This window comes from Chitinophaga sp. SVR4-12A (assembly GCF_056754765.1).
Genome location: NZ_JBPGWP010000001.1, coordinates 4,006,008 through 4,022,019 on the forward strand (window position 1 = coordinate 4,006,008; position 16,012 = coordinate 4,022,019).

Annotated in this window: 12 protein-coding genes; 4 read left to right on the forward strand and 8 right to left on the reverse strand. The window is 47.9% G+C overall.

The features are described from left to right. Nucleotides 1-178: 178 nt before the first annotated feature. The gene (locus ACR9Y8_RS16375; RefSeq protein ID WP_481214321.1) at nt 179-418 is read left to right on the forward strand and encodes a hypothetical protein; all 240 of its coding nucleotides are present in this window, start codon (nt 179-181) and stop codon (nt 416-418) included. A gap of 133 nt (nt 419-551) precedes the next feature. Here the strand turns inward: ACR9Y8_RS16375 and ACR9Y8_RS16380 are convergent, their stop codons facing one another. The 8 genes from ACR9Y8_RS16380 to ACR9Y8_RS16415 form a co-directional block, all read right to left on the reverse strand. After that, nucleotides 552-1,577: an NAD(P)H-dependent glycerol-3-phosphate dehydrogenase gene (locus ACR9Y8_RS16380; RefSeq protein WP_481214322.1), complete on the reverse strand. Its 1,026-nt coding sequence runs from the start codon at nt 1,575-1,577 to the stop codon at nt 552-554. Between the two features lie 112 nt (nt 1,578-1,689). Then, on the reverse strand, nt 1,690-3,081 hold the full coding sequence (locus tag ACR9Y8_RS16385; protein WP_481214323.1) for an efflux RND transporter periplasmic adaptor subunit: 1,392 nt from the start codon (nt 3,079-3,081) through the stop codon (nt 1,690-1,692). Nucleotides 3,082-3,109: 28 nt separating this feature from the next. Next, nucleotides 3,110-4,561, reverse strand: coding sequence for a TolC family protein (locus ACR9Y8_RS16390; RefSeq protein WP_481214324.1), 1,452 nt, complete (start codon nt 4,559-4,561; stop codon nt 3,110-3,112). 178 nt (nt 4,562-4,739) lie between these two features. Further along, entirely contained in the window at nt 4,740-5,402 is a 663-nt protein-coding gene (locus tag ACR9Y8_RS16395) for an ABC transporter ATP-binding protein (RefSeq protein ID WP_481214325.1), read from the reverse strand. A gap of 14 nt (nt 5,403-5,416) precedes the next feature. Continuing rightward, the gene (locus ACR9Y8_RS16400) at nt 5,417-7,834 is read right to left on the reverse strand and encodes an ABC transporter permease (protein ID WP_481214326.1); all 2,418 of its coding nucleotides are present in this window, start codon (nt 7,832-7,834) and stop codon (nt 5,417-5,419) included. Between the two features lie 14 nt (nt 7,835-7,848). Next, nucleotides 7,849-10,212, reverse strand: coding sequence for an ABC transporter permease (locus tag ACR9Y8_RS16405; protein WP_481214327.1), 2,364 nt, complete (start codon nt 10,210-10,212; stop codon nt 7,849-7,851). A gap of 150 nt (nt 10,213-10,362) precedes the next feature. Next, complete coding sequence (locus ACR9Y8_RS16410; protein WP_481214328.1) at nt 10,363-11,052, reverse strand: ABC transporter ATP-binding protein; 690 nt, start codon at nt 11,050-11,052, stop codon at nt 10,363-10,365. A gap of 59 nt (nt 11,053-11,111) precedes the next feature. After that, nucleotides 11,112-12,359, reverse strand: coding sequence for an efflux RND transporter periplasmic adaptor subunit (locus tag ACR9Y8_RS16415; protein ID WP_481214329.1), 1,248 nt, complete (start codon nt 12,357-12,359; stop codon nt 11,112-11,114). 267 nt (nt 12,360-12,626) lie between these two features. On the opposite strand from ACR9Y8_RS16415, the gene ACR9Y8_RS16420 reads away from it, so the two are divergent. Genes ACR9Y8_RS16420 through ACR9Y8_RS16430 form a run of 3 tightly spaced genes read left to right on the forward strand, consistent with a single transcriptional unit; the run spans nt 12,627 to nt 15,991 of the window. Then, the gene (locus tag ACR9Y8_RS16420; RefSeq protein ID WP_481214330.1) at nt 12,627-13,970 is read left to right on the forward strand and encodes a sigma-54-dependent transcriptional regulator; all 1,344 of its coding nucleotides are present in this window, start codon (nt 12,627-12,629) and stop codon (nt 13,968-13,970) included. Beyond that, complete coding sequence (locus ACR9Y8_RS16425) at nt 13,967-15,304, forward strand: sensor histidine kinase (RefSeq protein ID WP_481214331.1); 1,338 nt, start codon at nt 13,967-13,969, stop codon at nt 15,302-15,304. The genes ACR9Y8_RS16420 and ACR9Y8_RS16425 overlap by 4 nt, the downstream gene beginning before the upstream one ends. A gap of 15 nt (nt 15,305-15,319) precedes the next feature. Continuing rightward, a complete protein-coding gene (locus tag ACR9Y8_RS16430; RefSeq protein WP_481214332.1) occupies nt 15,320-15,991 on the forward strand; it encodes a lysoplasmalogenase in 672 nt (223 codons plus the stop codon). The last annotated feature ends 21 nt before the right edge of the window (nt 15,992-16,012 follow it).

The window sequence follows — 16,012 nt, forward strand, 5'->3', positions numbered from 1 at the left end:
AAAAGTTGGCATGACCAGTAAAAAACTATGAACTTTCTTTTGCCCATTAACATAAAATTCACATTTAAGTAAATGGCACCCCCTAGATTTGTAATATGGGCACAGAGGCACTTTCAGCCATATCTATCCTTATTTAAATCACTATTAATCATTTATTGGGACATTAAAAATCTACGTAATGAGAAACCTCGCTTGTACATTTAATGTAAATGGTATCCCGAGGAGGGTTTGTTTGAAAAAGATCGCAAAAGAGAGAAAATTCCGCGTCACTGTAGAGGGCGTACAAATGGAATACTCGCTTACGGATGAGGATACTATTAAACCTGTTAATGAGGGCCGTTTACCGGATAATGCGCTATTACCGCATATTGAATGGATGATCCGGCATTATTTCAACAATACGAAACAGCTCATATAATTACCTACCGATCCTGGTCAGTAGGCTTGATTAACTTCATCTGGTCTAAAAACAACTATCAGACGGCCGGGCCTTGATGCATTCGTCATTGAACCAACCATTAAAATGACTTGCGGCCCGGCCTTTTTAATCACTATACAAAACCCTTTTCGAGAGCAAGGAAAGCTTCCGACGCGTTCAGTTGCTCCCACAACACCGCATATACCGCCTGCGCCACGGGCATATAAGCGCCTATTTCATCATTTATTTCATAGATGCATTTGCTGGCATAATAACCTTCAGCGACCATATTCAATTCCAGCTGCGCCGCTTTTACACTGTAGCCTTTACCGATCATGTTACCAAATGTGCGGTTACGGCTGTGCAGGGAATAGCAGGTTACCAGCAGATCGCCCAGGTAAGCACTGGCATTATAATTATGCTGGGTAACCGGCATATGCGCAGTACCAGCCCAGGCCGTATATTTTTCAAGAAAATGCTGCATTTCCCTGAAACAGTTAGTGATCAAGACGCTCAGGAAATTATCCCCGTATTCAAGACCATGAGCAATACCGGCGCCCATAGCATAAATGTTCTTTAGTACTGCAGCCAGCTGTACGCCGATCACATCGTTGTTGACAATGGTTTGCAGGTAGCTGTTGGTGAACAGGTCTGCCATGGTCTGTGTAACATCCAGCTTTAAACCTGAAAAGGTAAGGTAAGAGAGTTTCTCATTGGCCACTTCCTCTGCATGGCAAGGACCCGTAATTGTAAAGTACTGCTCCAGCGGCAGTGCAAAACAATCATTAAGATATTCATTGATCAGCATGTTGCTGTTGGGCACCAGCCCCTTGATAGCGGAGATCACGCTCTTCTGCCCCAATGCATCCTCCGGTAAAACCTGCAATACATCTTCCAGGAAAGCAGAAGGTACCGCCAGGATCAGTATGTCACTGTCTGTTGCTACCTGTTTAACATTACTGCTCAGTTGAAGCAGGTGAGTATCAAAATATACGGAGGTAAGGTAATGTTTGTTGTGATGGCGTTGCTGCATATGGCGGATGGTGTCTTCATTCCTGATCCACCAATTCACCTGCCGGCCATTGTCTGTTAATATCTTCGCGAGTGCCGTTGCCCAGCTGCCGCTGCCTATAATGCCTACTTTGTTTGCCTTGCTCACGGTTGAATTTTCCGCAAAGTAAATAAAATATAAATGATAAGTCGCCAGCGGTTAGCAAAGAGCGGCAATATCCGCCTGATCACTAACGACTGACGACTTAAAACTTTTATTACTATTTCGTGGCTTCAAAAAGCTGTGCCGCGGGTACCACTTTCACCTTCTTCTTATCTTTCAACTCGCGGGAAACTGCGGCATAAGGTGCACTCACCACCTGGTCGCCAGGCTGGAGCCCGGATACAATCTCAATATTATTATCATCCTGTATACCGGTTTTCACTTCCACCTGCTTTACCGTATTATCTTTTTGCAGCACAAATACAACCTCTTTCGTGTCTTTCTGCTTTTCGCCGCCTGCGTTGTCGCCCTTCGGATCGTCGCCACCGCCGGTTTTCTTCTTGTTGCCACCGGCCTTTGCCACTTCTACTTCCCGGGTAGTTACGGCATTGATCGGAACAGCCAGTGCGCTGTTCTTGCGCCGCGTCTGGATGTCTACGCTGGCGCTCATACCCGGACGGAAGGGAAAGTTCTTGGGACGGCTGGGATCTATCAGATCCTTATAACTATCGTTGAGGATGCGGATGTGTACAATGTAACTGGTTACCTGCTCGGCAGAAGAAGCAGTGGTACCCGTAGAGCCAGCCGTAGCTGCGCCTTTGCTGGAGCTGGCTATCTGGGTTACAATACCTTTAAACTTGCGGTTGCTGTATGCGTCTACTTCGATGATGGCGGTGTCGCCATATTTTACGCGGGGGATATCATTCTCTCCCACGTCCACCTGCACCTCCATTACATTCAGATCAGCGATACGCATGATCTCTGTACCGGTCATCTGCAGGGTACCTACCACGCGTTCACCCTTTTTTACCGGCAGCAGTGACACGATGCCATGCATAGGGGAAACAATGGTAGTACGGCCTAAGTTTTTATTGGCTTCCGTAAGCCCTGCCTGTGCGCTGGCTACGGCATATTTATAACTGTTCACCTGCTCTACTGCAGCATTATAGTCTGCTCGGGCGGCACGGTAGGTGGCCTCCGCGGTCTCAAATTCACTTCTGGATACTACTTTCTGCGCAAACAATTCCTTGCTGCGGTCATAAGCAGCCTGGGCCTGCTCCAGCTTGGCTTTGAAAGCATGGAGCGAAGCAGCGGTATTGGCCATCTGCGCCTGCGACTGGCTAAGGGCGGCCATGGCCTTATCACGCTGGGAGCCGTAGATATCTGCATAGATGCGCACCAGTACCTCACCTTTCTTTACAGAATCACCCTCCTGCACGGGCAGGTCCACAATTTCGCCGGATACGTCTGAGCTCACCTTTACCTCTATCTCCGGGTAGATCTTGCCGGTGGCAGCTACCACTTCAATAATGTCTTTAGGGGCTGTTTTATCAACGGCTACTTTAGTGCCTTCATCCTTACCGATAACGCCGGATGCTTTCAGCACCAACAACAGTATAATGAATGCTACAAGAATACCAACTATCCAAAAAAGTGTCTTTTTCTTCATAGAGCGGTTTATTACAAAGGGACAAATTTTACAGGGTTATTTTCTGGTCCCGGTAAAACTCGAGCAGCTTCATTCTGAATATGTAATCATATTGTGCTGAAACCTTATTTATCTGAGCCTGGAACAGATTATTTTGCGTTGTAATATAATCGATGGTGTTCATTAATCCTAAGTTAAAGCGTTTGGTAGCAAAATCAAAAGCTTTCTGAGAGGCTTCTACCCCTTTGCTGGCAGCATTAAATTTTTGTATCGCGGCAACAGCGTTGGCATGGGCGGTATATATATCCTGCCTTAATTTCTGGTTATCGAGGTCGCGGGTAAGCTGCTGGTTATACAGATCCAGCTTGGCCCTTTTATAATTACTGCGCAGTTGCCATCCGTTCAGGATAGGAATGCTCAGGCTGATGCCTACCTGTTGCTGGAAGTTATTGCTGATCTGGTTACCAAATGACGATTTCTTCTGGCCGATGTCGAACCGTGGTCTTGTTACAACATAGTCTGTCCCATTCACCTTAACGCCGCCAATTGTATCTGTAAAAGGCCCTGATATCTTACTAAGGTCCTGTTCTGTAACATTGTTGGCCCAGTTGGTGCCTATGGCCGCGGAAAGTGATAAGGTAGGGTACATGGCTCCTTTTGCAGCGGCTACCGCCCTCTCCCTGGATTTAATGGACAGGGAGTCTGCTCTTATCAGCGGATTTGTTGCCTGCGAAGCACTATATACCATCTCCGGATCTACCTCATTTAAATTGGGCAAAGGAATACTGCCGATGTTGGCTGGTATCTCCGGCTGGAATGGAACATCAAAACTCAGGTTCAGCAACGCCTTCATCTGCAATATAGATAAAGTCACATTATTCTGTGCCGTAATGAGGTTGGCGCTATCCCTTGCCAATTGGGCTTCCAGGTCGGCCTGGTTACTCTCCGGCACGGACCCCGCTATTACAAGCTTTTCGGTATTGGACAACTGCGCTTTGGTTTGGGCTAGTTGTGTTTCGTTTACATGCACCTGCTCATTATTCTGCAGTATCTGCAAAAAGGCTGAAGCAACGTTAAATGCGACATCGTTCTTCGCCTTTTCCAGTAAAAAACTATAAGATTCGGCCTGATATACGTTGGAAGCGATCGTGTTACGTTTAGAGAACCAGTTGAAAAGCGTGGCGCTGGAGCTTAAGCTGGCATTGGATGAGTAGAAGGTCTGGGTTTCGTAGCTATATGTAGTAAAGTTTACGCTACGGCCCGAGTTCATGTTGCCGCTCACATTGCCACTCAGGTTAGGCACCTGAGACATGCGGCTTTGCGTCAGGGTTAACTCTGCATACCGTTTCTGTACATCCTGTTGCCTGATAGATATATTATTCGCCATCGCATAATCAACACAACGTTTGAGACTCCAGGTATCCTGGGCAGCTACAGTGTTAGCGTTACCAAACAATAAGAAAATACCCAGGAGGGCTCCCGGAAACTGGTATAACTTCATAGCGTAACAAAAATATAGTAATTGTGATGATAGCCTTCGCCACTTCTTTATAAAAGGCAAATTTTTATTAGGTATGGCGGATGGCCACACTAATTTAATGTAAAACATAACATTTTATTTATAGTTTTTTTTGAAATGTCTGTTAAATCGCAGTAAAATGCATGTTTACGAAGGTTTACTACCGGATTTTGCCGTCTTTGATTTCAATTACGCGATGACCGAAGGCTGCGTTTTGCTCGGAGTGTGTAACCTGTACAATAGTGATCTTATCAGTTTCATTCAAATGCTTAAACAATTGCATAATTACCCTGGCCTGGTCTGAATGGAGGTTGCCGGTTGGCTCATCTGCAAAGATCACCCTGGGCTCAGCGACGATGGCCCTGGCTATGCCTACCAGTTGCTGCTGCCCGCCTGACAGCTGATTGGGGAACAGGTCTTTTTTGGCAACTATATTAAAGCGGTCCAGTACATCTGCCACCCTGCTTTTACGCTCAGAGGATGGCACATTTTTATATAAGAGCGGGGTTTCTATATTTTCATAAACGGTCAGCTCGTCTATCAGGTGATAGGCCTGGAATACAAAACCTATGCTGCCCCTGTGCAGCTGTGTGCGTTTCTTTTCACTCATTTTATGCACCGGCTCTCCCTCAAAAAGGTATTCTCCTCCTGAAGGTTCTTCCAGCAACCCGAGAATATGCAACAGGGTTGATTTACCGGAGCCCGAAGGGCCCATAATGGAAACAAACTCTCCCGCATGAATGGTGAGGTCTACATCATTGAGCACATCATTTTTACCGAATCCTACCGGGTAATACTTGGAAATATGTTTTAATTGTATCATACTGATTGTTTTTTTTATTCCGTTCTGATTGATTTAACCGGGTTCATTAAGGCCGCCCGGACTGCCTGCACACTCACCGTTATAATAGCGATCAGCAGCGCCAGAGCGCCGGCCACAATGAACACGCCTATATTAATATGGATACGGTAGGGATAATCCTGCAGCCATTTTTCCATCAGGTACCAGGCTATGGGGCTGGCGATGATCACCGATAACAATACCAGCCTGATAAAATCCCTGGATAATAAGGTCACAATACCGGTAACGCTGGCTCCCAGTACCTTGCGCACCCCGATCTCCCGGGTGCGTTTTGTCATCACCAGCACGGAGATCGTAAACAGCCCCATACAGGAAATAATGATAGCAAGTACGGCGGCGCTCATAAATATACTTGAAAACTGCTGCTCTTTGCGATATTGGCGGTCTGTATTTTCATCCAGGAAAGATGCCTCGGTACGGTGCCCGGGGTAGGCTTCCTCCCAACGCTTTTGTACCATGGCCAGGGAGGCAGGCAGGTTATACGGAGATACTTTTACAAAAATATAGCGGATAGCCTCCGAGGGCTCCATATTCATACTTAGCGGACCAATCTCTTCTCTTAATGATTTGAAGTTAAAGTCCCGCACAATACCTATTACAGTAAATGGATGGGCACTATCGCCTACCGGTAAACGGGCGCCTAACGCTGCCTGGTTACCACCCAATTGAGCAGCCATCTTTTCATTGATCACCAGCGCAGTGGAATCTGTTCCGTAAGCCCGCGAAAAATCCCTGCCGGCCACCAACTGCAGGCCCAGGGTTTTAATATAGTCATAATCTATTCTCAGCCAGTTGCTATGTATGGCATGCTCTTTATAATCAAACGATACCACGGAAGTAGCAGATGAGCCATCTCTGCCCCGCCCCATATTAATATCCGTGCCCGTTATACTTACTATCCCTGTTTGGCCCGAAAGTATATTCCGCATCTGCTGCAGCGCCTTTGTGGGGTTAAGGTTGTCTGGCACCGGTATGCTCACCACCTGCTCTTTATTATAACCCAGGGGTTGCCTGCGCAGATAATCAAGCTGCTGCCACGCAATAAGTGTACAGCAGATCAGCAAAGAGGAGATCACAAACTGGGTGATCATTAAAGTATTACGTACCCTGTTTGACTTACCGGCCTCCAAACTTCCCTTCAATACTTTTAAGGTATTCAAGCGGGCTATTATCCAGGCCGGATAGCCGCCCGCAGCAAGGGTAACCAGCAGAAACGACAGCAACAGGGTCAGTAAAAACAATGGCTGCTTCAACAGCGCGAGGCTGATATGATTTTTAAAGAGCGCATTATATCCCGGCAGGATAAGACAGGTAATCACTATCCCTGCTGCAAGGGCCAGCAGGCAAGCCAATACGGCCTCACCCCAGAGCTGTACCACCAGCTGTCCCTGGAACGCACCCAATATCTTCCGCATCCCTATTTCCCTGGAACGGCCAAAAGCGCCGGCAATGGTAAGGTTCATGAAATTAACACATGCAATGAACAGTATAAAGCCTGCTACCAGTAATAACAGGTAGGGGTAAACCCGGCTCATTTCGCCTCCTGAAGAACTGATGCTGTTAAAATGAATATCCCCGAAGTCCATCAGATGCAGGGCTATAAGCGCCCCATTCTTTGGCGCCCTGGCGCCGTCCCGCTCCAGGTCGCGGAGCTGTGCTGTAAAATATTTATTTACAAAGGCCCTGGCCCGGCGCTCAAACGCTGCTGCGGTGGCATTGGGGCTTAGCTGGAGAAATACTTCATGCGTGCTGCTGTTCCAGCTGTTCTTTTGGCCCTCGTAACCCGGTGCATGCTCAAAACGGCATAGGATATCAAAGTCAATACTCGAGTTATCCGGAACGTTTTTGGCTACCGCACTCACCGTAAAAGTCTGCCAACGGTTATCCATATATATTTCCAGGGGCTTCCCTACCGGCTCCTCTTTACCATATATAGTGCGGGCCATTTTCTCCGTGATCACTATGTTACTTAGATTACTGAGTGGCTGCCTGGCTTCCCCTTTTCCCAGCGGGAAGGAGAACATGGCGAAAAAATCGGGATCCACCGCCCTTACATCAGACTCAAACGTTTTGTCCTGGTAACGTACCGAGCCGCTGGCGCCAATAAAGCGGGTAGCGGCTTTTACCTCCGGAAACTCCTGCCTGATCGCAGGCGTTAAAGGCATTGGCAGATTGGAGCGTTCTTCCAGGCGCTGCGCATGTTGTACGGAGATATATAATTGCTGTAAACCCTGGTTGCGGTGGAACTTATCATAAGAAAGCTCCCGGAAGGCTGTCAGTGCCAGCAATATGCTGACAGCAAATGCAACAGACAAGCCCAGTATATTTACAGACGTAAGCAATCTGGATTTCCAGAGGCTGCGCCAGGCTATTTTAAAATAATTCCGCAACATAGACCATAGGTTTATTATTCTGTTCGTAACGCTTTTGTGGGGTTCATTAATGCGGCTTTTACCGATTGCAGGCTAACCGTGAACAGCGCAATAAGCACCGCAGATATTCCCGCTCCGGCCAGCAGCCACCAGGGAATGGTGATGCGGTACGCAAAATCCTGCAGCCAGCGGTTCATTACCCACCAGGCCAAAGGTCCGCCCAGCAATATGGCAATACCTACCAGCTTCATGATATCTTTTGATAACAGTGTAACGATACTACTGATACTGGCCCCTAATACTTTCCTGATGCCTATCTCCCTGGTGCGCTGTTGCGCAGCCAGTGCCACCAGGGCAAATATGCCTGCGCAGGCAATAAGGATGGTCACCATGGTGAAAATGCTGACCAGGGTAAGTATGCCTTCCGTTCTTTTATATTGCCCGTTGAATACTTCATCAGCAAAGGCATAAGTAAATTCGCGGCGGGATGGTATACCTCCGAAGGTGTTCTTTAACAGGGCAATCACGCTGGATGCTTTTTCGGGTTTAACAGCAATGTTCAGATAGCTGAAGCCATCTTTCAACGCTGTTTTGCCTCCAAAAAAATGTATCAGGGGTTGCACAGTGCCCTCCAGCGAACGGTAATGATAATCGCCCGTAACACCTATCACCCGGTAGGCTTCATTACCTCCTTTAGGGCGCAGGGATTTACCGGTGATGTTCGTCCAGCCCAGCGCTTTCATTGCCGTTTCATTGATCAGCACTGCCTTATCATCTGATGCGATATCCGACGAAAAATTTCTTCCATGCAATAGCCTGATGCCAAAGGTGGGTACAAAACCATCATCTACATAGGTCTGGCGCATACCTACTTCTTTATTCACTTCATCCGCAGGCAGGAAAGTATTATAATTCTCCCAGAATAAGCCCGGTACGCGCTGAGAGGTAGAGACACCGTTTACCGCGGTATGTTGTTTAAGCTGTTGAATGAGGTGATTGATGCCGCTCCTGGCCTGCGCTGTATCCTTAAAATCAAGATCCATATTAACGGTAAGCACCTGCTCCTTATCGAATCCCACATCACCATGTTTCATATACTGCAGCTGCTGCCGCATCACGAGGCTGCCGGTAATGAACAACACTGCTATTACGAATTGCGCCACTATCAGTGCCTGACGGGAAAAAGCCCTTTGAGGGGACCCTTTCAGCTTACCCTGGATCGTGTTCACCAGCTTGAGCGCGCTGATATACCAGGCAGGATAACCGCCTGCAATAACAGTAAGCGCTATTCCTGCCAATATCCACATGGTAATAAAGGGCAGGCTGAATAACATGGGTAGGGTAAGCTGCAAGCCGCTCACCTGGTTGTTCATTACAGGTAATAATACACAGGCGGCGCCCCAGGCCAGTATCAACGCAATACCTACCGTAAGGCCAACCTCTGTAAAGAACTGGAGCAATATAGCCCTGCGCCCGGATCCCATCGCTTTGCGCACACCTACCTCCTGTACCCTTGTAAATGATACGGCCATATTGAGGTTAACCAGGTTAATTGTAACCAACAGCAGGATCAATACGGCAATACAAGCCAATCCATATACATAGAACCCAAAGTTCAGGTTACCATATTTCTTTGCCATCTCGCCATACGGCAACAGCTTCAGCACACGACCTCTTTCGCTCTCGGCAAACCGTGTGGCCACCACTTTTTTTAATTGCGCCTCTACCATCGCCTTATCCTTATCAGACCGCAGCAGTACGTACACGTTGGTGAATGTATTATACCAGTCTGCTAAGGAGGCAAACTCAGGATTATCTGTAAGATGTTTGTTCCAGAGTAATACTGCTGGCCGTATAGATGCATTGGGCGGTATTGGCTTCATCACACCTGATACTATAAATCTTCGTTTATCAGCAAACGATACTTCTTTACCCAATGGGTTTTCACGACCAAACAATTTATTCGCCACTTCAGCTGAAAGCACAATGGACGACTTATCTTTTAAAGCAGTGGCTGTATTTCCATATTTCAGCGGGAAAGTGAATACATTTAAAAAGCCGGTGTCCACATAGGTCACGGTTTCACTGATCTCCTTGTTCTTGTATGCTATCCACGGAGCATCCCAGTTTAAGATCCGCGTTCCGTTCTGGACCTGGGGAAAATCCTGCAACATAGCGTCAAGCAGGGGAAATACATTCTGCTGGACATCATTTGTCTGTACCAGGAATAAACGGGAAAGATGATCATGGAATTTGTCGCGCGACAGCATCTGCTGCACACACAGATAGAGAAATGCTACACAGGTAAGGCCGACCGTCAGGCCCAGTATGTTTACAGCTGCAAAGAGTTTGCGCCTTCCCAGGTTGCGCCAGGCTATTTTTATATAATTCCAGAGCATGACTATGCGACGTTTAGATCTTTAAAAAAAAATGTGGGGGCATGTGAATACATCCCCCGTTCCATTTGACTTGTTATTCTACTCGTAAACATGTACTTACGTAAATCCCTTATACCAGCTTGGGCAAGGAGCACTAATACGGTTTAGGGGTTAAACATGGAATTGCTCCTTAATGTTCTCCGTAACTACCTTGCCGTCAAACAGGTTGATAATACGGTGGGCGAAGCCGGCATCATAGGGGCTGTGTGTTACCATCACCAGCGTGGTGCCCGCATCATTCAGTTCCTGCAACAGTTTCATCACTTCTTCACCGTTTGTACTATCCAGGTTACCGGTGGGCTCATCCGCCAGTATCATCTTTGGCTTGGCCACCACTGCACGCGCTATAGCTACCCTTTGCTGCTGACCGCCAGACAGCTGTTGCGGAAAGTGATTACGGCGGTGCATGATATTCATGCGTTCCAGCACTTCTTCTACCTTTTGCTTTCTTTCACTGGATGGTACCTTGAGATATAAAAGAGGAAGTTCTACATTCTCGAATACGGTCAATTCATCAATCAGGTTAAAGCTCTGGAATACAAAACCAATGGATCCTTTACGCAGTTGTGCACGCTGACGTTCGCTCATGCGCGCCACCTCCTTATCCCAGAAATAATATTCGCCGCCGCTCGGGTTATCCAGCAAGCCCAGGATATTCAGCAAAGTTGATTTGCCGCAACCGGAAGGCCCCATGATGGCTACAAATTCTCCATCCTGTATCTCGATATTAATACCGTTCAATGCGGTAGTTTCCACTTCCTCGGTTGTAAACAGTTTTTGAAGATTGACCGTCTTTATCATTTTTTCTGTTTTAGTATTTGATCAAGTTATAACAATACAATGAATAGAAAGGCCGACGCCTAGAACACCAATACTTCTTTATCTCCGAAATTCTCATAAGAAGAAGTGATCACCTGTTCGCCAGGGTTCAAACCTTCCAGCACTTCAAAGAAAACAGGGTTCTTTTGTCCGAGGGTGATATTGCGCTTTACTGCACGCTTGCCGCTTTTGTCCAGCACATATACCCAGTTGCCGCCGGTATCTGAGAAGAAACCGCCTACCGGCAGCAGGATCGCTTCAGATGATTTACCCAGTTCCAGGCGGATAGGAGACGATTGTCCGCGGCGGATGCCTTCGGGTGTTTCTTTTGTAAAGTTCATATCTACGTTGAACCGGGCGTTGACCACTTCAGGAAATGCCTTGGTAACTGTCAGCTCATAGGTTTTGCCATTGAACTCAAACGATGCTTTCAGTCCGGCAAATACTCTTGAAATATAATGCTCATCCACTTCCGCGCGCATTTTGAAACCGTTCAGGTCATCTATCTGTCCTATGTTCTGGCCGGTAGTGATACTGGAGCCTACTTCCACATTTACAGAAGAGAGCTGGCCCGAAATAGGGGCGCGTACTATCAGGTTATTAAGGTTCTCTCTCATCATCTGCAGGTTACGCTGGGTACGGGCAATAGTGCCTTCCAGCTGCTGTATCTGTAACTTCGCATTTTCCTCCTGGTAGCGCTGGCTTTCTATTTCAATTTCCCGCTGCTTTACCAGCCCTTCATATTCCATTTTGTTTTTGTTGAACTCCTGGCGGGCAACGATCTTTTCGTCCACCAGTTGCTTGTTTCGGTCGTACAGGTCTTTTGCCTGCTCTATCTTATAGTTCAGGTCTGCCAGCGTTTTCTCCATGGTAAAGCGGTTCTGCTTCAGGCTCAGGCGCGTGTTCTGCAGTTCGTTGATCAGGCGGTACATTTCCGTTTCATGGTTCATGAACTCCATTTGCATGCGCTGATTGTCCAGGCGAAGAATGGAATCGCCCTCTTTGACCATGCTGCCACCTTCAAGATATTTGTGGCTTACATACCCGCCCTCAATGGCATCCAGGCGGATGGTTTTTAAAGGTTGTACTACAGCGGTAACTGCTATATATTGGTCGAAAGTTCCTTTAGTAACTGTACTGACAGTGATCTTGTCTTTTTCCACATTCAGCCTTGAACGGTGATCGGCAAATATGAGGTTATATAACAACAACAGCACTACCAGGCTACCGCCGCTGACGATCAGGATGCGTTTCCTGGACCAGAATTTCTTTTCTAATTTTCTATCCATAAAAGATGCAATAATATTTGGCTGGCCTGTAAGTTCAACCTACATGCCAAAGCTATAAAACCTTTACCAGTAAGGGGTTTTGAAAAAAATGACGATTTAAAACGTCCCGTACCGGACAGGCAATGTCCATTTCCGGACACTTTTAAAAGCCGCTGCCAGCAGGCTTTAAAAAGGAAATCTTTGTTTAATATTGCCAGTGGCGGCCAAAGCCATCACCCGAAGTAATAAAGGCATATCGGGAATACTGTTTGCTGAAAAAAAACCATTATGATTACAAACTTACCCGGAAAAATACTGATAGTGGATGATGACATGGACGTGCTGCGGGCAGCGCGCCTGTTATTGAAACGCCATTTCGAACAGGTGGATTTTGAGCGTAACCCCCAGAAGATCCCTTACCTGGTATCCAATTTTGACTACGACGTCATATTGCTGGACATGAACTTCACCCGCGATCTGAGCAGCGGTAAGGAGGGGTTTGAATGGCTGGACCGCATCCTGGACATTAAGCCGGAATCTTCCGTGGTACTCTTCACCGCCTATGGCGATGTAGAAATGGCCGTACGCGCCATCAAAGCCGGGGCTGCCGATTTTGTGCTCAAACCCTGGGAAAATGAAAAGCTGCTGGCCACCATGCAGGCAGCTTACAACAAACGGCAGGCGCTCACACAAAAAGAAAAGCCAGCGCCCGCAGACAGCCAGCTGATCACAGGCAACAGCGCCGCCATGCAACAGGTAATGGATACTGTGACACGCGTAGCTGCTACAGATGCCAACATCCTGATACTGGGCGAGAACGGTACCGGTAAGGATATGCTGGCCCGCCATATTCATCAGCTCTCCCAGCGGAACAAAGCACCATTGGTAAGTGTAGACCTGGGCGCTATCAGCGAAACTCTTTTTGAAAGCGAATTGTTCGGCCATGTAAAAGGAGCATTTACAGACGCCCGGGAAGACCGCCACGGCCGTTTTGAAGAGGCCAGCGGGGGCACTATTTTCCTGGACGAGATCGGGAATATCTCCCTTCCCTTCCAGGCAAAGCTCCTGACAGTGCTGCAAAACCGCTCCATTACCCGGGTAGGGTCCAACAAAGCCGTCCCGGTGGATGTGAGGCTGATATGCGCCACCAACCGGAATATTCAGCAGATGGCCGCCCAGCACCTTTTCCGCCAGGACTTATTATACCGTATTAATACCATAGAGGTACACCTGCCCCCTCTACGCGAGCGGGCAGAAGATATTATTCCGCTGGCAGAGCACTTTTTGCAACTGTACCGCGATAAATACAAAAGGCCTGTGAGCAGCCTGCACGAGTCACTGGTGCAACAGCTGCAACAGTACGACTGGCCGGGCAACATAAGGGAATTGCAACATGCCATGGAAAGAGCCGTCATATTATCGCAGGGTAAAGCCCTGATGCCAAAAGATGTATTCGTAAAAAGCCCCTCGCGGGAGCAAGACCTGGATACCGGCTACAACCTGGAGGAAATGGAACGTAACATTATCACCCAGGCCATGAAGAAATGCAACGGCAACATCACCGAAGCAGCCAGGGAACTGGGGCTGAGCAGGGCCGCCCTGTACAGGAGGCTCGAGAAGTATAATCTATGAACCGTTTCAGCGTAAATATATTTCTGCGTATCCTGCTGCTGACTGCTACCATCACAGCGGGCATCTGGCTATGGTATATCGGCGGGATCATCCCGGGAATGATCATCACCATTCTCATTGCTGTACAGGTATATGGCCTGTACTATTACCTGAACCGGGTGAACCGCAAGCTGACCCTTTTCCTGGAATCCATCCGCTATGAGGATTTCTCTATCCGTTTCAATGCAGATAACAAACTGGGTAGAAGCTTCAGAGCCCTGAACCAGCAATTCAATGAAGTACTGGACGCCTTCCGCCAGACACGGGCAGAAAAAGAGGCCAATCTCAAATACATAGACACCATCGTACAGCATATCAGTATAGGGATGCTGTCTTTCGATGCGGAAGGGAAGATAGAGCTGATCAACCCTTCTGCATTCCGGCTGCTCAATATTTACCGCCTTCGTAATATATCTGAGCTCAAAGCTACCCATCCCGATCTGCCGGAACTACTGCTGCAACTGCGCTCCGGGCACAAGATCCTGTACCGCACCCGCCAGGAACAGCAGCTGTCTATCCATGCGGCCACCATCCGCCTGCAGGGACGCCTGGTAAAGCTGATCAGTTTACAGAACATCCATACCGAACTGCAGGAAAAAGAGCTGGAAGCCTGGCAGAACCTCACCAAGATCCTGCGGCATGAGATCATGAACTCTGTAACCCCCATTGTGTCGCTGATCAGCACCATGCAGGAAATAGTGGAGCTGGATATTGCGCCGCATACGCAGCATACAGAAGCTATCAGCGATCTCCAGGAAGCGCTGCAGACCGTGGAAAGCCGCAGCAAAGGCATAATGAACTTCGTAAATGCCTATCGCGACTATACTACCCTGCCCAAACCCCAGTTCACCAATGTGAACCTGAAAGCGCTCATCACCTCCGTGAGTAACCTGCTGATGCCTGAGCTGAAACAGGCCGGTATCCATTACCAGTACCAGCTGGAAACAGATAATGTAGATATCCACGCGGATATTGCTCAACTCCAGATGGTGCTGATCAACCTTATCAAGAACGCCATGGATGCACTGGAACATACTACCGATCCCCTCATTAACGTAAAGGCCTATATGAACACCCCGCAACAGGTTTGCATTGCTATCATCGACAATGGCCCGGGTATTGATGCGGATGCGCTGAACAAGATCTTCATCCCCTTCTATACCACCAAGAAAAAAGGAAGCGGCATTGGTCTCAGCCTTTCCCAACAGATCATACAGTCGCATGGAGGGCAGCTGCGGGTAAATAGCTCAGGCGGTGGAGGCACCACTTTCCATATAGTGCTCGGAGTGGTATAATCCTTATATTTAGATATGCGAAAACAACCCTGGATTACCCTCTATTTTCTTGTACTGCTGGCAGATCTTGTTGCCATTGCTGCAGACGCGGAAGCGCTCCGGTATATCACCAAGCCGCTTTTAATGCCCCTGCTGGGAGCCGGCCTCCTGGCCGCTATTCACCGCCTGCGGCCGGCTATATTCCGAAATCTGCTGCTGCTGGCGCTTTTGTTTTCCTGGGTGGGAGATATACTGCTGCTCTGGGATCAATACTTCCTGCCCGGCCTTGGTAGCTTTCTGCTGGCCCACCTGGCCTACATTGGTTTTTTCCTGAAAGTACGGTATACCAATTATCCCCTCCCGCTATGCAAATACCCGCTTATCTTCCTTACGGAAGCTGTTGTACTGGCCTTCCTGTTCTTTATGTTCCCCTACCTGGGTAAGCTGACCGTTCCCGTTACTATCTATGCCGTTGCCATATCTTTTACCCTGTTATGTAGTATGCACGCTTTCCGTTTTAAAGAACAGACCATGGGCTGGTACTGCATTGGCGGCGCTATACTGTTCATCTGTTCTGATGCCATGATCGCCATGGCCCGTTTCTACCATCCTTTCCCCGCAGCAGGCATTTGTATTATGCTTACTTACGGGCTCGCACAATGGGCATTGATAAACGGCAGCACCAGGTATTTACTTTCACGCACCTAAAGTGTAACTTTGGTCTTAGTC

Coding starts and splice junctions, on each gene's coding strand:
- ACR9Y8_RS16375 (WP_481214321.1), top strand. CDS start 179: ATGAGAAACCTCGCTTGTACATTTAATGTAAATGGTATCCCGAGGAGG.
- ACR9Y8_RS16385 (WP_481214323.1), bottom strand. CDS start 3,081: ATGAAGAAAAAGACACTTTTTTGGATAGTTGGTATTCTTGTAGCATTC.
- ACR9Y8_RS16390 (WP_481214324.1), bottom strand. CDS start 4,561: ATGAAGTTATACCAGTTTCCGGGAGCCCTCCTGGGTATTTTCTTATTG.
- ACR9Y8_RS16395 (WP_481214325.1), bottom strand. CDS start 5,402: ATGATACAATTAAAACATATTTCCAAGTATTACCCGGTAGGATTCGGT.
- ACR9Y8_RS16400 (WP_481214326.1), bottom strand. CDS start 7,834: ATGTTGCGGAATTATTTTAAAATAGCCTGGCGCAGCCTCTGGAAATCC.
- ACR9Y8_RS16405 (WP_481214327.1), bottom strand. CDS start 10,212: ATGCTCTGGAATTATATAAAAATAGCCTGGCGCAACCTGGGAAGGCGC.
- ACR9Y8_RS16410 (WP_481214328.1), bottom strand. CDS start 11,052: ATGATAAAGACGGTCAATCTTCAAAAACTGTTTACAACCGAGGAAGTG.
- ACR9Y8_RS16415 (WP_481214329.1), bottom strand. CDS start 12,359: ATGGATAGAAAATTAGAAAAGAAATTCTGGTCCAGGAAACGCATCCTG.
- ACR9Y8_RS16420 (WP_481214330.1), top strand. CDS start 12,627: ATGATTACAAACTTACCCGGAAAAATACTGATAGTGGATGATGACATG.
- ACR9Y8_RS16425 (WP_481214331.1), top strand. CDS start 13,967: ATGAACCGTTTCAGCGTAAATATATTTCTGCGTATCCTGCTGCTGACT.
- ACR9Y8_RS16430 (WP_481214332.1), top strand. CDS start 15,320: ATGCGAAAACAACCCTGGATTACCCTCTATTTTCTTGTACTGCTGGCA.